The following is a 21,017-nucleotide window of genomic DNA, read 5'->3' as shown; positions in this document are numbered from 1 at the left end:
TTTGTTAGGTACACTGCAGGCTAATATATCAAGTAATTACCCTTCTGTAGCAGGTATTATATTAACAGGGGGTATTGATTTAAGTTCTTCAGTAATAAAATTGATTAAAGGTCTTGAAAAGATAGTACCTATATTGTGGGTTGAAGAAGGAACTTTTAGTATAGCTTCAAAGCTAGGTACAATTCGATCACATATTTACGCGGATAATAATATTAAAATTAAAATGTCTATCAATATGTTTGAAACATATGTAGACTTATCCTCTCTGAAAGAAAAATTATTAAATTATAAAGGGAATGAAATCTTAACTCCTAGAATGTTTCAATATAATTTATTGAAAAGAGCAAAAGAGCAAAGAAAACACATAATTCTTCCCGAAGGTAGTGATGATAGAATTTTAATGGCAGTTTCACAATTGCAAAAGAATGATGTTGTTGATTTGACTATTTTAGGTAAAAAAGTAAATGTTAAAGCTTCGATAAAACGATTAAATATTCCTTTTGATTTTGATAAAACTCCTATAATAAATCCAATAGAATCAGAATATTTTGAAGACTTTTCGAATACATTGTATGAGTTAAGAAAACATAAAGGTGTAAGTCCTGCAATGGCAGAAGATTTAATGGCAGATGTTTCTTACTTCGGAACTATGATGGTTTATAAAGGTCTAGCAGATGGAATGGTTTCTGGAGCAGCTCATACAACACAACATACCATTAAACCAGCGTTACAATTTGTAAAAACCAAGCCAGGATTTTCTGTAGTATCATCAATATTTTTTATGTGTTTAGAAGATAGGGTGTCTGTCTTTGGAGATTGTGCTATTAATCCAAATCCTACAGCTGAACAACTAGCTGAAATAGCAATATCTTCAGCTGATTCAAGTATTTCTTTTGGTATTGATCCTAAAATAGCAATGCTTTCTTATTCTTCTGGTTCATCAGGAAAAGGTGAAGATGTTGATATAGTAAGAAGGGCTACTCAGATAATTAAAGAAAAAAGGAGTGATCTAAAAGTAGAAGGTCCTATACAATATGATGCAGCTGTTGATCCAAGCATTGGGAAAAAGAAATTACCAAACTCTAAAGTCGCAGGGCAAGCAAATGTGTTAATTTTTCCTGACTTGAATACTGGAAATAATACCTATAAGGCAGTACAACGTGAAACTGGAGCTCTAGCTATTGGTCCTATGTTACAAGGCTTAAATAAACCAGTTAATGATTTGAGTAGAGGATGTACTGTTGATGATATCTTTAACACTGTAATTTTAACAGCAATACAAGCACAAGAAATATAAATCATTTTAAAAAACATTTTATGAAGATATTAGTTATTAATTCAGGTAGTTCTTCTATTAAGTATCAATTGTTTAGAATGCCTGAACAAGATGTGATTTGTCATGGTTTGGTTGAAAGAATCGGTTTAAATGATAGTATTATACACTATACATCTAAAACTCAAAAGATAGAAGAAGTAACAACGCTTAATGATCATAAAGAAGGGTTAGAGCGTGTTGTGAATCTTCTTTTAGATGATAAGATTGGGGTAATTAGATCGACTGTAGAAATAAAAGCGGTAGGACATAGAGTTGTTCACGGAGGTAGTACTTTTACCAATACTGTAGAAGTAACAAAAGAGGTTAAGGATAAAATTAAACAGCTTTTTTCATTAGCTCCATTGCATAATCCTGCAAATTTAGAAGGTATAAACGTAGCTGAAGCTATTTTTAGTGAAGCAAAGCAGATTGTTGTATTTGATACTGCATTTCATCAAACGATACCTGTAGTCGCTCATAAATATGCGATTCCAAATAATTTTTTTACAGAAAATAATATTCGTTTATATGGTTTTCATGGTACAAGTCATAAATATGTTTCTGAATTAGCTAACGAATATTTAAAGAAAGAAAAATCTAAAATTATTACCATTCATTTAGGTAACGGTTGCAGTATGACAGCTATTAAAAATGGGATAAGTGTTGATCATAGTTTAGGATTCGGACCAGTAACAGGATTAATCATGGGGAGTCGCTCAGGTGATATCGACCATAGTTTAATTTTTTATCTAATAAATGAATTGGGATATAAAACAGATGATGTCTATACTATGTTACAGAAAGAAAGTGGGATGTTAGGATTAACAGGGTATAGTGATTTACGTGATATTGAAAAAGAAGCTTCTCTTGGTAACATGGCATGTAAATTGGCTTTAGACATGAATGCTTATAGAATTAAAAAATACATAGGCTCTTATACCGCTGCTATGAATGGTTTAGATGCCATAGTTTTTACTGCTGGAATTGGAGAAAACTCTAGCATGATAAGAAATTTAGTTTGTACAGAAATGGAAACTTTTGGTATTGAATTAGATAAAAATAAAAATGATATTAGAGCTAAAGAATTAATTGACGTTAGTTTAAACTCATCAAAAGTAAAAATATTAGTTATACCTACAAATGAAGAATTAGAAATAGCAAAACAGTCATTCAATTTGTTATAATTCAAACAAAAACTCCTTAATTTTTAAGGAGTTTTGTTTAGTTATTTGAACTTAGTAAATCTCCATGACCTTTGTAGGGTAAATGATCTTTTTTAAGAAGGTATTTATCAACAGATTTTGCAGCTTCTCTTCCTTCAGAAATAGCCCACACAATTAATGATTGACCTCTTCGCATGTCACCAGCTGTAAATATTTTAGGAATATTTGTTTGATATTCTTTTGCTGAATAATTACCTCTTTGATCAATTTTAAGATTTAATTGTTCAGCTAATGTTTTTTCAGGACCCGTGAAACCAAGTGATAATAGAACTAAATCACACGGCCATATTTTTTCTGAATTTGGTTGTTCAATTAGTGTAGGTTTATTGCCAAAATTAGTTTCCCACTTTACATTAACTGTTTTTATACCTGTTAAATTACCTGAAGTATCGGTTAAAAATTCTTTCGTGTTAATTAGCCAGTTCCTATCGCACCCCTCATCATGAGAAGTTGAAGTTTTTAATTGCAAAGGCCAAAATGGCCAAGGAGTTGAAATGTCTCTATCTTTTGAAGGTTTAGGTAATATTTCAAAATTAACTACTGAATTTGCTCCTTGTCTATTTGCTGTTCCCACGCAATCAGATCCAGTGTCACCTCCTCCAATAACAATTACATTTTTATTTTTTGCATTTATTGCTATTTCCTTTTTTTTATCAAACAGTGCTTTTGTTTGATCTTTTAGATAATCCATAGCTTGATGAACTCCATTTATTGCAGCGTTATTTATGGGTAAGTTTCTTGGGATTGTTGCTCCTCCACATAAAACAATTGCATCAAATTTTTTTAATTTTTCAATACTGTAATTTATACCTACATGTACATTAGTTTTAAAAATAATACCTTCCTCTTCAAGAATATTTATTCTTCTATCAATAATGTTTTTTTCTAATTTAAAGTTAGGAATGCCATAACGTAATAAACCACCAAGTTTATCATCTCTTTCAAAAACAGTAACTAAATGGCCACTTCTATTTAATTGTTGAGCAGCAGCTAATCCAGCTGGTCCCGACCCTACAATGGCAATGGCTTTCCCAGTTCTTTTAAGAGGAGGTTTAGGTTTAATCCAACCTTCTTTGAATCCTCTTTCAACTAAATATTTTTCTATATTTTCTATAGAAACAGGAGCGTCTATAATACCTAATACACATGCTTTTTCACAAGGAGCAGGGCATAGCCTTCCTGTAAATTCTGGAAAATTATTTGTACTATGAAGTATGTTAAGAGCTTTTCTCCATTCGCCAAGATGGATATAATGGTTAAAGTCAGGAATTAAGTTTCCTAATGGACATCCGCTATGACAAAACGGAACACCGCAGTTCATACACCTAGATGCTTGACATTTTAAAGTATTTTGGTTTAAGCCAATAGTAAATTCATTGTAGTTTTTTAAACGTTTGTTTACTGGCTGTTGTTGTTCGTTAATTCTTTTATATAATTTAAAACCTCCTATTTCTCCCATGTTTATGCTGTTAATTTTTTGTTCTCTTTATGTGTTGTTTGTAGTGCTTTTTTGTATTCTTTTGGAAATACTTTAATGAATTTTATTGATTCTCTTTTCCAGTTCAATAAAATTTCATTGGCTATATTACTTTTAGTATGTTTGTAATGATTATTTATTAACTGGTATAGTTCATTAAGGTCAGATGGTGTAGGGGTTTCTAAATCTACCATTTCCGTGTTGCATAATGATTTTTTGTAACTGTTGTTTTTATTGTACAAGTAAGCAATACCTCCACTCATACCAGCAGCAAAGTTTTTACCAGTATTACCTAGAACAATTACTTTTCCACCTGTCATATATTCACACCCGTGATCGCCGACACCTTCAACAACAGCAATAGCTCCCGAATTTCTAACAGCAAATCTTTCTCCTGCAATACCATTTATGTATACTTCTCCTGCAATTGCTCCATACAAACTAACATTCCCTGTAATAATATTTTCTTCAGCTTTAAAACTTGCAGTTTGTGGTTTTTTGATAATTAATTTTCCTCCAGAAAGTCCTTTACCTAAATAATCGTTGGTTTCTCCCTCAACACTTAATGTGAGTCCTTTACAGGCAAATGCACCAAAACTCTGACCCGCTGAACCAATAAAATTTAATTGGAGGGTGTTTTCAGGAAGTCCATTTTCTCCATGAATTTTTGAAATTTCATTAGAAAGAATGGCTCCAACTGATCGGTTGGTGTTTTTAATCTGATATTCAAAAGACATAGGTATTTTATTTGAAATTGCAGGTTTAGCTTTGGTATAAATTTTTAAATCAAGTACATTTTTTAATTCATGGTCTTGTTGTTCTGTGTTACAAAGTAATTTTTTTTCTGTTTTTGGTTGATAGAGAATGCTAGATAAGTCGATGCCTTTTGCTTTATAATGCTTAATAGCTTTTTTAGTACTGAGTTTGTGTACTTGACCAACCATTTCATTTATAGTTTTAAAACCAAGTTTGGCCATAATCTGTCTAAGCTCTTCAGCAACGAAATACATGAAATTAATTACGTGTTCAGGGGTTCCTTTAAAGTTTTTTCTTAACTCAGGATCTTGAGTAGCAATACCAACAGGGCATGTGTTTAAATGGCAAGCTCTCATCATTATGCATCCAGAAGCAACCAATGGAGCGGTAGCAAAACCAAATTCTTCAGCACCTAAAAGAGCGGCGATGGCTACATCTCTACCTGTTTTTAGCTGTCCATCACATTCTAAAACAACTCTGTTTCTAAGGTTATTTAAAATTAAAGTTTGTTGGGCTTCAGCTATCCCTAATTCCCAAGGGAGACCGGCGTGCTTTAATGAAGTTAATGGTGAAGCACCTGTTCCTCCATCGAACCCAGAAACCAATATAACATCAGCTTTTGCTTTTGCTACTCCTGCAGCAATGGTTCCAACTCCTACTTTAGATACTAATTTAACATTAATTCTAGCTTCCCTATTGGCATTTTTTAAATCATAAATTAATTGGGCCAAATCTTCAATGGAATAGATATCATGATGTGGAGGTGGAGAAATAAGACCAACAAAAGGAGTTGAATTTCTAACCTTAGCTATCCAAGGAAACACTTTTTCTCCGGGCAATTGCCCTCCTTCCCCTGGTTTGGCACCCTGAGCCATTTTAATTTGAATTTCTTTAGCATTTGTTAAATAATTACTAGAAACTCCAAATCGTCCTGAAGCAACTTGTTTAATAGCACTCTTTTTTGAATCTCCATTTGTTAAAACCTTAAACCTTTCTATATCTTCACCACCTTCACCGGAATTACTTTTACCTCCAATCCTGTTCATTGCAATAGCTAAGTTTTCATGAGCTTCTTTACTAATAGAACCATAAGACATAGCTCCAGTTTTAAAACGTTTTACTATTGCTGTCCAAGGTTCAACTTCATCAATAGGTATTGGATTTAAGTTGTTGAATTCTAATAAGCCTCTAATGGTCATTAAGCTCTCGCTCTGTTGGTTAATTAGTTTAGAATATGTAGCATAGCTTTCTTTACTTTTTAGTCGAACCGCTTGTTGTAGTTTGGCAATTGAATTTGGATTAAATTGATGATTCTCACCATTTCTTCTCCAACGGTAATCACCTCCAATAGGTAATTCAAGGTTTGCTTCAATTTTTTTAGAAGGGAAAGCGCTTTTATATCTAGACGAAATATCTTTTTCTAATACATATAAACCTATACCGCCAATTCTTGAGGGAGTATTAGGGAAGTATTTTTTAGTAAAAGATTGTTTTAACCCTAAAATTTCAAAAATTTGTGAAGCTCTGTATGAATGCAGAGTAGATATCCCAATTTTATTCATGATTTTGAGTAACCCTTTACCTATTGCTGTATTGTAATTCTCTACAGCTTTGGCTTTACTTAGGTTTTTTATAGTTCCTTGTGCTACTTCCTGTTCAATAATTTCATTTACTAAATATGGGTTTACGGCACTTGCACCATAACCAAAAAGTGTAGCAAAATGATGCGGTTCTCGTGCTTCAGCAGTTTCGATTACAATTCCAAACTGTGAACGTTTACCTTTTTTGTTTAAAGAATGATGTAGATAAGAACAAGCCAGTAAGGCAGGAATTGGAGCTTTTTTATGAGTAATGCCTCTATCAGATAGAATGATAATATTAGTACCATTATCTATAGCTTTTTCTGCTTTATCTAAAATGTTTTCTAACGCTTTTTCTAAACCATTTACTCCTCTTTTATTTTTATATAATAAAGGGATTAATTTAGATTTAAAATCAGGATGTTTTATATTTTTAATTTTATCAAGATCTTCATTAGATATAACAGGGTTTTGAATACGAAGCTTTTTTGCTTGTTCTGGAATTGTATCAAATATATTTCTGTCTCCACCAATAGCTAAACTAATATCTGTGATTATTTCTTCTCGAATACCATCAAGAGGGGGGTTAGTTACCTGAGCAAATAATTGTTTGAAGTAGTTGTATAATAATTGTGATTTATTTGATAAAACTGCTAAAGGAGTATCAGTTCCCATTGAGCCAATAGCTTCTTTTGACTTAGTAGCCATTGGGTTAATAACTGTTGAGATGTCTTCAAAAGTATAACCAAAAGCTTTTAATCGTGTTTTGTAATCTGTTACTTCATATGTTGGGGGATTTTCAGTGTAAGGAACTTCAGCTAAAGGAAGCGAATGGTCTTTAATCCACTTTTTATAAGGATGTTTATGTATTATCTGATCTTTAACTTCTTTGTCTTCTATAATTTTTCCAGCATTCATATCAACCAAGAAAATTTTTCCTGGTTCAAGCCTTCCGTGTTTAACAACATTTTGAGGAAGTACTTCAACAACACCAATTTCTGAAGCCATAATTACAAAGCCGTCTTTGGTTACTGTATATCTAGAAGGGCGTAAACCATTTCTATCTAATACGGCTCCTATGTAATTACCATCTGTAAAAGGTATGGACGCTGGTCCGATCCCATGGTTCCATAATACATGAATTGTATTCATAAAAAGCTTTCTTTTGATTCCGACATTGCCTGGTCTTTTTCCCAAGCTTCAGGAACCATCATCATAAGAACTTCAGGAAGAGTTTTTCCAGTCATTAATAATAACTCAACAACCATATCCATTGAAGCTGAGTCAGATTTATTTTCATGAATGATAGGAAAAAGTTTTTTGATGTTATTTTGAAACAGTGGACTTTTCATGAGTTCTTCTCGAGCACGCATTCTACTTACATTTCCTTTTAAGGTGTTAATTTCACCATTATGACACATGTAACGAAACGGTTGTGCTAAATCCCAAGAAGGAAAAGTATTCGTTGAAAATCGTTGATGTACTAACGCTAAACGAGTAACTACGTCTTCTTCTTGTAAATCTTTATAATAAATACCTATATCTTCTGGTATTAAGAGCCCTTTATAAATAATAGTTGTAGTTGATAAAGAGGGTACGTAAAAATAATTAGCCTCTGATAATTTTGAGTTTGCTACGGTATGTTCAGTTATTTTTCTTGCGGCAAATAATTTAGCGTTAAACTCTAAATCAGTTAAGTTTTGATCGTTTTTATCAATAAATACTTGTTTAATGTAGGGTTCTGATTTGGTAGCAATATCTCCAATACAGTTACTGTTAACAGGAACGTCTCTCCATCCTAAAATTCTTAAATTTTGATTTTTAAGTTCTTTTTCAAAGATGTCAATACAAAAATCTAATTGATATTCGTTTTTTGGAAGAAAAACCATACCAACTGCATATTGTTTGTACGATGGAATTTCAAAATTACAAACTCGTTTAAAAAAATCGTGTGGTATATCAATAAGAATTCCTGCTCCGTCACCAGTTTTTCCATCTGAACTAACGGCACCTCTATGTTCTAATTTAACCAGTATTTCGAGTGCATTATGGATTATTTTGTTTGATTTTTTTCCATGTAAATTACAGATAAAACCAGCTCCACAATTATCTCTTTCAAATTCATTTAAATATAACCCTTGATCTTTCATAATTTGATGGTTTTATAGTTTAGTTATTCGTTTAATCTAAATTCAGGGTAAGCACTAATACCATGTTCAGATTTGTCTAAGCCCTTTAGCTCATCTTTTTCTGAAACTCTTATCCCTATAGTTTTCTTTAGTGTATAAATGATCATAAATGATGTGGATATGCAAAATAATGCATAGGCAGTAACTCCAATAAGTTGAGATATAAATTGACTCATACCAGCAAGTTCTCCAAAAATACCAACAGCTAAAGTTCCCCAGATACCACAAAAAAGATGCACGGCAATAGCACCTACTGGATCATCTAATTTACAGACGTCAATAAAAGCAACAGCAAGTACTACCAATATACCAGCAATTGCACCAATAATAATTGCGTTTGTAGGAGACATTAAATCTGCACCGGCAGTTATTCCTACCAGCCCTCCTAATATGCCATTTAAAAACATTGTTAAATCATAGTTTTTATAAATGATAGAAGAACTAATAAAAGAAAATACACCTCCACTTGAAGCTGCTAAACAGGTGGTTACTAGTGTTAACGATGTCTTGGTAGGGTCTGCAGATAAAACTGAGCCACCATTAAAGCCAAACCATCCAAACCAAAGTATTAAGACCCCAGCTGTAGCTAAAGGAATATTATGGCCAGGAATGGCAAAAGATTGATTATTTTTAAATTTCCCAATTCTTGGTTCGTAATAACCAAATTGCAATTATTGCTGCCCATCCTCCGACCGAATGAACTAAAGTAGAACCCGCAAAATCATAAAAAGGAGTTTCTAAGTTTTCAAGAAAACCTTTTCCCCATTTCCATGAGCCTGCAATAGGATAAACGATGCCAACATAAATTATAGTAAAAATAATGAAAGGGCCTAGTTTCATTCTTTCAGCGACTGCTCCAGAAACTATGGTAGCTGCTGTAGCGGCAAACATACCTTGGAATAAAAAATCTGTCCAAAAAGTAAAGCCATTATTATAAGTTATATCTAACATGTTATTAGTTAACGGTGGAGCTAAACCAATTCCAGAAAAACCAATGATACCTAGTGAGTCTTTTCCAAAATTTGGATACATTAAATTGAAGCCAATCAAAAAGTATAAAAGCAAGCCGACAGTAATTATAAAAATATTTTTGAATAAAATATTCATAGTATTTTTTTGCCTAGTAAGTCCAATTTCTAAAAAAGTAAAGCCTAAGTGCATAATAAAAACTAGGGCAGTACACATCATCATCCATACATTATTTATAGTAAGTATATCCATGTTTTATTTTTTAGTTTAAAGTGTTATTCCCTTTTTCACCAGTTCTTATTCGATAACTTTCTTCAATATTAGAAACAAATATTTTACCGTCTCCAACTTCTCCAGTTGCAGCAGCTGATAAAATAGCTTGTATTGCAGGTTCTTTAAATTCATCATTTAGTACAATTGATAAATACCTCCTTTGAATGTCACTGGTGCTAAAAGAAACTCCTCTGTAAACGTGTCCTTCTTTTTCATTTCCTAGTCCTGTAACATCCCAGTAAGAGAAAAAGTTAACACCAATAGTATGCAGAGCTTCTTTAACTTGATGAAATTTTGATTTTCGAATTATGGCTTCTATTTTTTTCATTAAATAATCATTATTTAGGTTGTTAATAGTCAATACTCGTTGCCTGCTTAGTATAGGAGTACTAAACACTAATGATGAAATTTTAAATATTATTCGACACTAACTCAAGGTTAGTTACTAAACGATAGTATATTTATTCCGAAATTTAACCGAAGAAAGGATACATCTATATTGTATATGATTTGTAATGGTTAAATAAAATAATATTGTTATTTTATATAAAAAAAATATAAGTTTTTATTGGTTTTCTTTGTGGTGAAAATTTAAAATAATTATTCTTAATACTTTTAAAATAGATGTGTGATTTAAGTGTTAAATATGTTTTCAGAGAGTTAAAATATTAGTTCGTTACTCTACAAATCTCTGATAAAACTAATTAAAAAACAAATGGTTAGTAGGTTTTTGTATAGCGAAAACGTTTTCAAGACTAAGGGGTGAATTAAAAAAACAGTCTCTTAAATTGTAATACATTAAATAGAGGCGTTTAGAAGCGTTTTAAAATTAGAACTACTCAAAAAAAAGGAAAAAAATCACGAATATCATAAAAATGAATTATTTTCAAAAAAAACACTAATAAGTGTCTTTTTGTTTTGTTTTATTCATCTTTTAGTTATTTTTTGTAAATTATTAATTGTTTTTTGTTGTTTTTAGTGTTAAAAATGCAATATAAGTATTTGGTCTGTTTAATGTAGATTTGTAAACTATGAATTACATGCATTCTTATTTGATAAACGTTCAATATCTTGGATTTCGTTTTCATGGTTGGCAAAAGCAGCCAGATTTGAAAACTGTACATTGGGCGATTGACAAAACTTTAAAATTTGTTTGTAAAGGAATTAGAAATAAATCTGTTGGAGTAGGAAGAACTGATGCGAAAGTTTCAGCTACTGATTACAGTTTTCAGTTATTTATTGATGAAAAACTTGCAAAGAATGAATTTATCAATAGTTTTAATAAGAATTCTCCATCAGATATTAGGATATTATCAATTAAGTTAATAGCAGATGAATCATTTAATATAATCCAGAGTAGTAAGATTAAAGAATATCGATATTATTTTTCTTTTGGAGAGAAGAATCACCCTTATTGCGCTCCTTTTCTTACTGGAGTATTAGAAGATTTAAATATTGAATTAATGAAAGAAGGAGCGAGTTTATTTGAAGGGTTTCACAACTTTAAAAGGTATTGTACTAAGCCTTCTGAGGAGACAAAAGTAGAAAGAGAGATTATTCAGTGTAAAATTGAAGAAAACAATGAAATAACAGCTTCTTTCTTTCCAGAAAAAAGTTATGTATTAATTGTAAGAGGAGAAGGATTTTTAAGAAATCAGATTCGATTAATAATGGGAGCTTTATTTGAATTAGGGAAAGAAAATTGTGATTTAGAGTTTATACAAAAATCACTGGATCCGAATAGTGATATAGAGTTTTTAAAAACAATAGCTCCTTCTTCAGGTTTACATTTACATAAAATTGAATTTAAGTACTAACGTAATGCCTCCATATTATTTTTCTAATAGTTTTATAGCCTAAATTTTCATACAATTTAATAGCTCCAGTATTTACGCTGGCAACGTGTAATATTGGTGTTTTATTTTTTTCTATTACTTTCTTTGTTGTATGGGCTACTAATTGTTTGGCTAATCCTTTTCTAGTATAATCTGGATGTGTTACCACCGCACTAATTTCAATAAAATCATCCATTTGCAAACGTTCTCCAGTAGCTGCAACAAGTTTATCATCTTTAATGATTCCATAATAATCACCCATTTCAAAAGTCTTTATTTTGTAATAACCAGGCATTACTAACCAAACTAAATCATATAATTCATTACTATGCTTTTCAGTTAGCTTTATTATTTTAGAATCATAATTAGGTTCTTTAAGGGTTTCAAGAATCATTTGATTACAAGGAATAGTTTTATTTAATTTAGTGTTAGCACTATTATTAGGTTCTTGGCCAACAACAAATAAACTAGGAGTTAAATTAGCATATTTTTCTATTGCGCTTTCAGTTTGATTTAAGTTTGTAAAAGCTCCAAAAGGGCAAAAATCAGGATTGTAAAATTTAACACCTTCATAATCAATAGCAAATTTGCTATGTGTTTCGCTTAAAGAATACCATACAGGGTTTTCAAGTTTTTTTAATGTGTCAATAGTCATAGTGTAAAAATAAAAAAGCCCATCGATAACGATAGGCTTTTAACACTAATATTTTTAATTAATTTACTCTTTAATTAGGCTTCTAGAAATGACAATTTTTTGAATTTCAGAGGTACCTTCATAAATTTGAGTAATTTTTGCATCACGCATTAAACGCTCAACATGATATTCTTTTACAAAGCCATTACCTCCGTGTATTTGAACTGCCTCAACAGTTTGTTCCATAGCTACTTTCGAAGCATATAGTTTAGCCATTGCACCAGATTGATCATAGTTTAGACCAGCATCCTTGTCACAAGCAGCTTTCATTACAAGATGACGAGCGGCTGAAATTTCTGTATACATGTCTGCTAATTTAAAAGCAATAGCTTGGTGGTTGCATATTTCAGTGCCAAAAGCTTTACGCTCTTTAGAATATTTTAAAGCTAATTCATAGCCTCCAGATGCTATTCCTAATGCTTGAGCAGCAATACCAATACGACCACCAGATAAAGTTTTCATGGCAAATTTAAAACCAAAACCATCTTCTCCAATTCTGTTTTCTTTTGGTACTTTAACGTCGTTAAATTGAAGTGTATGAGTATCAGAACCACGAATACCTAATTTATCTTCTTTAGGGCCAATATGAAAACCATCCATACCCTTTTCAACAATAAAAGCGTTAATACCTCTATGCTTTTTACTACGATCTGTTTGAGCTATAACTAAAAAAACATCAGCACGACCACCGTTAGTTATCCAGTTTTTTGTACCGTTTAATAAGTAGTGGTCACCTTTATCCACTGCAGTAGTAGCTTGCGAAGTAGCATCACTACCTGCTTCAGGTTCACTTAAACAAAAAGCACCAATTTGTTCACCTGTAGCTAGTTTCGTTAAATATTTTTGCTTTTGTTCCTCGCTACCGTAGGCTTCCAGACCGTAACAAACTAATGAGTTATTTACCGATACCATTACAGATGCAGAAGCATCAATTTTAGATAACTCCTCCATAATCAATATGTAAGAAACGCTATCCATTCCACTTCCTCCATATTTAGGATCTACCATAATCCCCATAAAACCTAGCTCTCCCATTTTACGAACTAGTTCGTTTGGGAATTCTTGTTTTTCGTCTCTTTCAATTACTCCTGGTAATAATTCGTTCTGTGCAAAATCGCGTGCAGCATCACGAATCATTAAATGCTCTTCTGTAAGATTAAAATCCATTACCTGTTAATGTTTGTTAAATTCGTAAAAAATGTTTCCAAAGATACTTTTTTAATGTGAAATATTCAATGAATTTTTATATTTTTACTGAATATGTTAGAAGATACTTATAGGGTTATTGGTTTAATGTCGGGAACATCTTTAGATGGAATTGATTTAGTTTATGTTGAGTTTGAGAAGTCTAATTACCAGGAGTTTGAAATTTTATTTTCTGAAACCATAGCTTACTCTAAAATATGGAGAGAGCGATTGGAAAAAGCAATTTTTCTTTCAAATGAAAAATTAATTAAGCTAGACATATTATATGGTAACTTTTTAGGAATCGTTGTTAATAAATTTATAGTAGATAAAGGCATTAAAAAAATTGATTTTATTGCATCGCATGGACATACTGTTTTACATCAACCAGATAAAGGGTATACTTTACAAATAGGAAATGGACAATTAATTGCGAATATTACTCAGCAAAAAGTTATATGTGATTTTAGAAGTCAAGATGTTAAATATGGGGGACAAGGGGCGCCTTTAGTTCCAATAGGTGATAAGTTGTTATTTTCAAATTACGATTATTGTGTAAATTTAGGAGGATTTGCGAATGTTTCGTTTGAGAAACATTGTAAACGATTGGCTTTTGATATTTGCCCGGTCAATATTGTACTTAATTCATATACAAGAAAAATAGGTTTAGAATATGATAATGGAGGAGAATTAGCATCTTCAGGGATGATAAATAAAGAATTATTAGAAACCTTAAATAATTTACCGTTTTACCAAGCTGATGCTCCTAAATCACTTGGTTTAGAGTGGGTAAGAGAGTTTGTTTTTCCTTTAATAGATGAAAAAGAAAAAGATATTCCATCCATATTAAGAACTTTTATTGAGCATGTAGCTATACAGGTTAGTTCAGTAGTAAAAGAATCTTCCAAAACTTTGTATACTGGAGGAGGTGTTTTTAATACATTTTTAATAGAACAAATAAAATTCCATACAAATCAAAGAGTAGCATTACCTAAAAAAGAGCTTGTAGATTATAAGGAAGCTTTAGTTTTTGCTTTTTTAGGATTGTTACGTGTTGAAAATCAGGTTAATTGTTTAGCATCAGTAACGGGGGCAGTAAAAGACCATTCTTCTGGCGAAATTTTTTATCCAAATAATTAACTTTTAACAGTTTGAGCAATCATATTTTTGCAGTAAGTTTGTAGGTTAGTAATCATTAATAGTATATAAAATGGATCAACTTTAACACCCCAATGGGGTAAATTTTTTAGATTAACAAGTTTTGACGAATTAAGAGAAAGAATATTGAGTTGAATATAAATTTATATAACATGAAAGAATTATTAAAAAAATACGAAGAAAAGCAACCAGAAATAGTTTTTAATTGGAAAGATTCAGAAACTGAAGCAGAAGGTTGGACAGTTATAAATTCATTAAGAGGAGGTGCTGCTGGTGGTGGTACAAGAATGCGTAAAGGATTAGATAAGTACGAAGTAATGTCACTTGCTAAAACAATGGAAGTTAAATTTACAGTATCTGGCCCTGCAATTGGAGGAGCAAAATCTGGAATTAATTTCGATCCGCATGACCCTCGTAAAAAAGGTGTTTTAGAGCGTTGGTATAAAGCAGTAGCTCCATTGTTAAAAAACTATTATGGAACTGGAGGAGATTTAAATGTAGATGAAATACATGAGGTAATTCCTATTACTGAAGATAGTGGTGTTTGGCATCCGCAAGAAGGAGTTTTTAATGGGCATTTTAAACCTAGTGAAGCTGATAAGATAAATAGAATTGGCCAGTTAAGACATGGAGTGATAAAAGTATTAGAAGATGAAAATTTATCACCTAGTGTTGCAAGAAAATATACTGTAGCTGATATGATTACAGGATATGGTGTAGCTGAAGCTGTTCGTCATTATTATGATATATATGGAGGGAATGTTGAAGGAAAAAGAGCTATTGTTCAGGGTTTTGGGAATGTAGGTTCTGCGGCAGCGTATTATTTAGCACAAATGGGAGCTAAAGTAGTAGGGATTATTGATAGAGTTGGAGGAGTTATTAATGAAGAAGGTTTTTCTTCTGAAGAAATTAAAAACTTGTTCTTAAATAAAGATGGAAATACATTGGTGGCCCAAAACATGATTCCTTTTGAAGAGATTAATGCTCGTATATGGAATTTGCCATGTGAAATATTTGCGCCTTGTGCTGCGTCTAGATTGGTAAAGCAAGAACAAATAAATCAGATGATAGAAACTGGTTTAGAAGTGATTTCTTGTGGAGCAAATGTACCTTTTGCTGATAAAGAGATTTTCTTCGGCTCTATAATGGAAGACACTGATAAAAAAGTAAGTTTAATTCCTGATTTTATTTCTAATTGTGGAATGGCAAGGGTATTTGCTTATTTCATGGAACGAAGAGTTGAAATGAGTGATGAAGCAATCTTTGAAGATACTTCTAACACTATAAAAAAAGCATTGCAAAGAACTTTTGCTAAAAGTGCATCAAAAACAAAAATAAGTGAAACTGCTTTTGAGATAGCTTTAAAAGAGCTAGTGTAAAGGCTACAAATTAAATAGATACTATGTTTAAATATTTTTTGGGGAACAGCCCTAGGTGGTTTAAAATGACCATGGTTGGTTTTTTAATCTTTAATATAATTTCTTTTTTCGTTTTAGGAAAAACAATAACAGCTTGGCTTTTTATTGGAGAATTTATATTTACTCTTGCAATGGCATTAAAGTGTTATCCTCTCCAATCTGGAGGTGTTTTGGCTATAGAGGCATTGGTTTTGGGGTTAACCCATCCGATGTATAAGACTGATAAATATGGTAACATAGTTAATGATAGCTTAGGAAATCCTTTAAAAGGAGGAGTGCTTTTAGAAGTAGAGCAAAACTTAGAGGTAATTATGTTACTTGTATTTATGGTAGCAGGTATTTATTTCATGAAACCTTTATTAATGTATATCTTTAGTAAGGTTTTTACTAAAATAAAATCTAAAGTGGTCTTGTCATTGCTTTTTGTTTTTTTATCAGCTGTACTTTCTGCATTTTTAGATGCACTAACAGTAACAGCTGTTTTAATTAGTGTTGCAGTAGGTTTTTATGGTGTTTACCATAAAATTAATTCTAGTTCAGCCGACTATAATGATGATGGTGTATTAGATAGGACAGAATTGGGTGGTGAAACATTAGAACAGTTTCGTAGCTTTTTAAGAAGTTTAATCATGCATGGTGTTGTAGGGACAGCTCTAGGAGGTGTTTGTACTTTGGTAGGTGAACCACAAAATCTTTTAATAGGAGAAAGAGTTGGATGGGATTTTATTGAGTTTTTTCTAAATATGGCTCCAATAACACTTCCGGTTTTATTTGCTGGATTGCTTACTACTGTTGTTTTAGAAACAACTGGATGGTTTGGGTTTGGAGCAAAGTTACCAGCAGTAGCTGCTAAAATTATTGAAAATTACACTTTAGAAGAAGATAAAAAACGAACAGACAAACAAAAATACGGATTAGTAATTCAAGGGGTTTCTGCAATATTATTAATAGCAGGATTAGCACTACATGTTGCGCCAGTTGGTTTTATTGGATTAGCCTTAATTATTGTACAAACAGCTTTTATGGGGATTATTGATGAGCATCAATTAGGGCATGCCTTTGAAGAAGCTTTACCATTTACAGGTTTATTAGTTGTGTTTTTTGTAATAGTTGCAATGATTCACGATCAACATTTGTTTACTCCTATAATTCAATGGGCATTAGATCAAGATCCTGCATCACAACCTGGTTTGTTTTATGTAGCTAACGGATTTTTATCAGCAATAAGTGATAATGTTTTTGTAGCTACTGTATACATTGGAGAGGTTCAAAGCGCTTTTAAAAATGGATTGATTGATAGAGAACATTTTGAGAAATTAGCAATAGCAATAAATACAGGTACAAATTTGCCTAGTGTAGCTACACCGAACGGTCAAGCAGCATTTTTGTTTTTATTAACATCATCATTAGCACCATTAATTAATCTTTCTTATGGGAAAATGGTAAAAATGGCACTTCCTTACACAATAGTTTTAGGAGGTTTAGGCTATTTAATGGTAAAATTATTACTGTCTTAAACTTTTAAAAGATATTTATTTTATATTTATAAATCCTGAATTAAACGATTCAGGATTTTTTTAAACAATTTAAAAAGAACTCAATCGTTAGTAATTAAAACTTAAAATTATTTTAATGTTAGCATATTTTCAAGAAAAAACAGAATTGCTAGAAGAGGCAACACAAGAAAAAACATTATCTATCTATAAGTTAATTATGGATGGAGAACCAGGAGGTCAAATTATAATCGCTTTATTGTTTGTGTTGTTAGCTGTAGCGCTATATATTTACTTTGAACGTTTTTTTGCGATAAAAGCAGCTTCCAATGTAGATAAAAATTTTATGAATCAAATTAAAGATCATATCACAGGGGGTAAACTGGAAAGTGCAAAAGCATTGTGTACAAATACAAATACACCTACTGCTAGATTAATTGGTAAAGGAATATCGAGAATAGGTAAACCACTAGAGGATATAAATAAAGCTATTGAAAATGCAGGAAAGTTAGAAGTATATCAATTAGAAAAAAATGTTAGTGTGTTGGCTACAATTGCAGGAGCTGCACCAATGATAGGTTTTTTGGGAACAGTAATTGGAATGATAGTTGCAATTCATGAAATAGCCAATGCGGGAGGCCAAATAGATATAAAAATGTTATCAGATGGGCTGTATACAGCAATGACAACAACAGTGGCAGGTTTGATAGTGGGTATTATAGCTTATATTTCATACAATCACTTGGTTGTTAGAACTGATAAAGTAGTGTATCAAATGGAAGCTAAGTCGGTAGAGTTTTTAGATCTTTTAAATGAGCCAGTATAATGAATTTAAGAGGAAGAAATAAAGTCGATCCAAGTTTTAACATGTCCTCAATGACTGACATTGTTTTTTTGTTGTTGATATTTTTTATGCTTACTTCAACTTTAGTTACAGTAAGTGCAATTGATGTGTTGTTGCCTAAGGCAGGGGGCAAAACTGAAAATAATACTTCTATCGCGGTAACAATAACTAAGAATTCGGCTTTTTATATTGATAAATCTAAAGTTAATGCGAATAATTTAGAAAGAGAAATTTTATCAAAAGTAGGAGCAGATAAAAAGAAAACTGTAGTTATAAGAGGAGATAAGAATGTTCCTTACAAAAATGTAATGAAGGTTATTGATATAGCAAATAAGAATAAACTAAAAATGATTTTAGCAGTAAAAGGCAAGTAATTATGTCGATATTAGATACAAAGCATAAAAAAAAATCAGCAATAATAACAGCAGTTATATTGTTGTTGTTGTTGTTTGGGGTTTTTAATTATGGAATGAAATATCTTGATCCACCAATAGAGTACGGATTAGCTATTAATTTTGGTAATTCTAATGTAGGAAGTGGAGAACCTGTTGAAAAAACTAAAAAACAGTCAGTACCTGAAAAAGTTGAAGAAGTTGTTGAAGAGAAGGTTGAAGAAGCTCCTTCAGAAACAATTAAAGAGGAAGTAATTACAGATGATACTGCTAAAGATGTTTCAGTAGTAGAAAAAAGTAAAGAGAAAAAAGAAAAAGTAAAAGAGGAACCCAAAGAAGTTAAGCCTAAGGAAACCCCGAAGCCTAAACCGTCAAAAGCTACAAAAGACGCTTTGAATAGTTTATTGAATGGAACCTCAAAAGATGGCGCTAACACAGGTGAAGGAGATGGCGCAAAACAAGGTGTTAAAGGGAATAAAGATGGAGACCTAAATTCTACTAAGTATTATGGTAATTCAGGAAGTGGTTCTGGAGGGAATTATAATTTAGCAGGAAGAAAGGCTGTTTTTACACCCAAAAAAAGACCTGATTGCCAGGAAGAGGGAGTGGTAGTTGTAAGTATAGAGGTAGATAAAAACGGTAAGGTGATTAAAGCTATAGCTGGAGTAAAAGGGTCAACAAATACAGCACCTTGTTTATTGAAGCCAGCCAAGGAGGCAGCTTTAAGAACAAAGTGGAATCCTGATAGTAATGCACCAACTAAACAAAAAGGAACTATCGTTTATAAGTTCTCTTTATCTCAATAGCTTTATGGAATTATTTTTTGATTAAAATACTACAACTTATTCTTGTTCCAAGAATAAAAACGTCATTATATTTATGCACAATAGAAGTACTCTACTAGAGAAGTAAAATACTACTTCATGACATTTGTAAAGACAACAACTAATAATAATTTAATTACAACTAATGAACTACCAAGAAACTTTAAATTGGATGTTTGCACAGTTACCTATGTATCAAAAGGAAGGTAAAACAGCGTTTAAGAAAGACTTAACTAATATAAAAGCATTCTCAAATCATTTAAATTACCCTTATAAGAAGTTTAAAACAATACATGTTGGCGGTACGAATGGAAAGGGGTCAACAAGTCATATGTTGGCATCAATATTACAAGAGGCAGGGTATAAGGTAGGATTGTATACATCTCCTCATTTAAAAAATTTTACAGAACGGATTAGGGTTAACGGAGAAGAGATTTCTAAAGATTCTGTAGTAAGATTTATTTCAGAAAACAAAACATTTTTAGAGGAACAAAAGCTGTCGTTTTTTGAAATGACCGTAGGGTTGGCTTTTGATATTTTTAAAAAAGAAAAAGTTGATATTGCTGTTATAGAAGTAGGCCTAGGGGGAAGATTAGATTCTACAAACGTAATAACTCCTGAAGTTTCAGTGATTACTAATATAGGTTTGGATCATACACAGTTTTTGGGAGAAACTATGTCGGAAATAGCTTTCGAAAAAGCAGGGATAATTAAAAATGAAGTTCCTGTTGTAATTGGAGAGCGTCAAAAAGAAACAAGTGCCATTTTTGTAGCAAAAGCTAAAGAATGTAGTTCTGAAATAGTATTCGCTTCTGATGTAAAGGGTGAATATAGAACAGATTTATTAGGAGAGTATCAACTAAAGAATACTAAAACAGCTGTAGAGGTTATAAAGCAGTTGAAGAGTTTTTCTGTTTCTGAGGAAAACATAATAAACGGACTATTGAGCGTGGTGAAAAATACAAATCTAAAAGGAAGATGGCAAGTTCTGCAGGAGTTTCCTAAAATAATTTGCGATACAGCTCATAATAGAGAAGGGTTGTTTTATGTATTAAATCAATTAAAAAAAGAGAAGTTTGAAAAGATACACATTGTTTTAGGTGTGGTTTCTGATAAAAATTTAGAAGAAATATTACCTATGTTTCCTCAAGATGCAGTTTATTATTTTTGTAAACCAAATATTCCAAGAGGTTTATCTGAGATCGAATTACAAAAGAAATCTAAGGGTTTTAATTTAAATGGTGAAGCTTTTTTGTCTGTAAAAGAAGCAGTTAATGAAATGGAGTTAAGAATGGGAAAAACAGATATAGGATATATAGGGGGGAGTACATTTGTTGTTGCTGAAATTTTATAGAAAAAAATCAAAAAAACTATTGTCAGATTTAAAAAACA

General features: G+C 31.7%; 14 protein-coding genes and 2 pseudogenes (1 of these 16 only partly in view). 10 read left to right on the top strand and 6 right to left on the bottom strand.

Annotation, left to right across the window (positions count from 1 at the left end; genetic code table 11):
* Positions 1-1,297: the 3' portion of a phosphate acetyltransferase gene (gene pta, locus ACMFBB_RS09225; RefSeq protein WP_435264109.1), read on the top strand. 800 nt of this gene lie to the left of the window's left edge; 1,297 of the gene's 2,097 nt are visible here — the last part of the coding sequence; the start codon falls outside the window, past its left edge; its stop codon occupies positions 1,295-1,297.
* 20 nt (positions 1,298-1,317) lie between these two features.
* Positions 1,318-2,499, top strand: coding sequence for an acetate/propionate family kinase (locus tag ACMFBB_RS09220; protein WP_435264108.1), 1,182 nt, complete (start codon positions 1,318-1,320; stop codon positions 2,497-2,499).
* 37 nt (positions 2,500-2,536) lie between these two features.
* On the opposite strand, the gene ACMFBB_RS09215 is transcribed toward ACMFBB_RS09220, so the two are convergent.
* From ACMFBB_RS09215 to ACMFBB_RS09200, 4 genes and pseudogenes are all read right to left on the bottom strand, one after another.
* Entirely contained in the window at positions 2,537-3,997 is a 1,461-nt protein-coding gene (locus ACMFBB_RS09215) for a glutamate synthase subunit beta (RefSeq protein WP_435264107.1), read from the bottom strand.
* A 2-nt stretch (positions 3,998-3,999) separates the two neighbouring features.
* A pseudogene (gltB, locus tag ACMFBB_RS09210) lies at positions 4,000-8,501 on the bottom strand (glutamate synthase large subunit).
* Positions 8,502-8,524: 23 nt separating this feature from the next.
* Positions 8,525-9,761 (bottom strand): annotated as a pseudogene (locus ACMFBB_RS09205) (ammonium transporter).
* Positions 9,762-9,771: 10 nt separating this feature from the next.
* Positions 9,772-10,110: a P-II family nitrogen regulator gene (locus ACMFBB_RS09200; RefSeq protein ID WP_435264106.1), complete on the bottom strand. Its 339-nt coding sequence runs from the start codon at positions 10,108-10,110 to the stop codon at positions 9,772-9,774.
* A gap of 703 nt (positions 10,111-10,813) precedes the next feature.
* Between ACMFBB_RS09200 and ACMFBB_RS09195 the strand changes: the two genes are divergently transcribed.
* The gene (locus tag ACMFBB_RS09195) at positions 10,814-11,599 is read left to right on the top strand and encodes a tRNA pseudouridine synthase A (protein WP_435264105.1); all 786 of its coding nucleotides are present in this window, start codon (positions 10,814-10,816) and stop codon (positions 11,597-11,599) included.
* Here ACMFBB_RS09195 and ACMFBB_RS09190 read toward each other — a convergent pair.
* Both ACMFBB_RS09190 and ACMFBB_RS09185 read right to left on the bottom strand, forming a co-directional pair.
* Complete coding sequence (locus tag ACMFBB_RS09190) at positions 11,589-12,272, bottom strand: GNAT family N-acetyltransferase (protein ID WP_435264104.1); 684 nt, start codon at positions 12,270-12,272, stop codon at positions 11,589-11,591. The genes ACMFBB_RS09195 and ACMFBB_RS09190 overlap by 11 nt on opposite strands.
* Before the next feature lie 63 nt (positions 12,273-12,335).
* The gene (locus ACMFBB_RS09185) at positions 12,336-13,478 is read right to left on the bottom strand and encodes an acyl-CoA dehydrogenase (protein WP_435264103.1); all 1,143 of its coding nucleotides are present in this window, start codon (positions 13,476-13,478) and stop codon (positions 12,336-12,338) included.
* 93 nt (positions 13,479-13,571) lie between these two features.
* On the opposite strand from ACMFBB_RS09185, the gene ACMFBB_RS09180 reads away from it, so the two are divergent.
* From ACMFBB_RS09180 to ACMFBB_RS09150, 7 genes are all read left to right on the top strand, one after another.
* Positions 13,572-14,636: an anhydro-N-acetylmuramic acid kinase gene (locus ACMFBB_RS09180; protein ID WP_435264102.1), complete on the top strand. Its 1,065-nt coding sequence runs from the start codon at positions 13,572-13,574 to the stop codon at positions 14,634-14,636.
* Positions 14,637-14,806: 170 nt separating this feature from the next.
* The gene (locus ACMFBB_RS09175) at positions 14,807-16,033 is read left to right on the top strand and encodes a Glu/Leu/Phe/Val dehydrogenase dimerization domain-containing protein (protein ID WP_435264101.1); all 1,227 of its coding nucleotides are present in this window, start codon (positions 14,807-14,809) and stop codon (positions 16,031-16,033) included.
* A 23-nt stretch (positions 16,034-16,056) separates the two neighbouring features.
* Entirely contained in the window at positions 16,057-17,589 is a 1,533-nt protein-coding gene (nhaB, locus tag ACMFBB_RS09170) for a sodium/proton antiporter NhaB (protein WP_435264100.1), read from the top strand.
* A 115-nt stretch (positions 17,590-17,704) separates the two neighbouring features.
* Positions 17,705-18,391, top strand: coding sequence for a MotA/TolQ/ExbB proton channel family protein (locus tag ACMFBB_RS09165; protein WP_435264099.1), 687 nt, complete (start codon positions 17,705-17,707; stop codon positions 18,389-18,391).
* Positions 18,391-18,783 (top strand): ExbD/TolR family protein, encoded by a 393-nt coding sequence (locus ACMFBB_RS09160; RefSeq protein ID WP_435264098.1) that lies wholly within the window; start codon positions 18,391-18,393, stop codon positions 18,781-18,783. Before ACMFBB_RS09165 ends, ACMFBB_RS09160 begins: the two co-directional genes overlap by 1 nt.
* Positions 18,784-18,785: 2 nt before the next feature.
* Positions 18,786-19,607, top strand: coding sequence for an energy transducer TonB family protein (locus ACMFBB_RS09155; RefSeq protein ID WP_435264097.1), 822 nt, complete (start codon positions 18,786-18,788; stop codon positions 19,605-19,607).
* A gap of 163 nt (positions 19,608-19,770) precedes the next feature.
* A complete protein-coding gene (locus ACMFBB_RS09150) occupies positions 19,771-20,979 on the top strand; it encodes a bifunctional folylpolyglutamate synthase/dihydrofolate synthase (protein ID WP_435264096.1) in 1,209 nt (402 codons plus the stop codon).
* Positions 20,980-21,017 lie beyond the last annotated feature (38 nt).

Origin of the sequence: Tenacibaculum sp. nBUS_03, assembly GCF_051201695.1 — a bacterium.
In the GTDB taxonomy this organism is placed as follows: Bacteria; Bacteroidota; Bacteroidia; order Flavobacteriales; family Flavobacteriaceae; genus Polaribacter.
This window is presented reverse-complemented; position numbering and strand designations above follow the sequence as displayed.

Excerpts from the sequence above, each read along its gene's own strand:
- ACMFBB_RS09220 (WP_435264108.1), top strand. The coding sequence starts at position 1,318 with ATGAAGATATTAGTTATTAATTCAGGTAGTTCTTCTATTAAGTATCAA.
- ACMFBB_RS09215 (WP_435264107.1), bottom strand. The coding sequence starts at position 3,997 with ATGGGAGAAATAGGAGGTTTTAAATTATATAAAAGAATTAACGAACAA.
- ACMFBB_RS09200 (WP_435264106.1), bottom strand. The coding sequence starts at position 10,110 with ATGAAAAAAATAGAAGCCATAATTCGAAAATCAAAATTTCATCAAGTT.
- ACMFBB_RS09195 (WP_435264105.1), top strand. The coding sequence starts at position 10,814 with ATGAATTACATGCATTCTTATTTGATAAACGTTCAATATCTTGGATTT.
- ACMFBB_RS09190 (WP_435264104.1), bottom strand. The coding sequence starts at position 12,272 with ATGACTATTGACACATTAAAAAAACTTGAAAACCCTGTATGGTATTCT.
- ACMFBB_RS09185 (WP_435264103.1), bottom strand. The coding sequence starts at position 13,478 with ATGGATTTTAATCTTACAGAAGAGCATTTAATGATTCGTGATGCTGCA.
- ACMFBB_RS09180 (WP_435264102.1), top strand. The coding sequence starts at position 13,572 with ATGTTAGAAGATACTTATAGGGTTATTGGTTTAATGTCGGGAACATCT.
- ACMFBB_RS09175 (WP_435264101.1), top strand. The coding sequence starts at position 14,807 with ATGAAAGAATTATTAAAAAAATACGAAGAAAAGCAACCAGAAATAGTT.
- nhaB (WP_435264100.1), top strand. The coding sequence starts at position 16,057 with ATGTTTAAATATTTTTTGGGGAACAGCCCTAGGTGGTTTAAAATGACC.
- ACMFBB_RS09165 (WP_435264099.1), top strand. The coding sequence starts at position 17,705 with ATGTTAGCATATTTTCAAGAAAAAACAGAATTGCTAGAAGAGGCAACA.
- ACMFBB_RS09160 (WP_435264098.1), top strand. The coding sequence starts at position 18,391 with ATGAATTTAAGAGGAAGAAATAAAGTCGATCCAAGTTTTAACATGTCC.
- ACMFBB_RS09155 (WP_435264097.1), top strand. The coding sequence starts at position 18,786 with ATGTCGATATTAGATACAAAGCATAAAAAAAAATCAGCAATAATAACA.
- ACMFBB_RS09150 (WP_435264096.1), top strand. The coding sequence starts at position 19,771 with ATGAACTACCAAGAAACTTTAAATTGGATGTTTGCACAGTTACCTATG.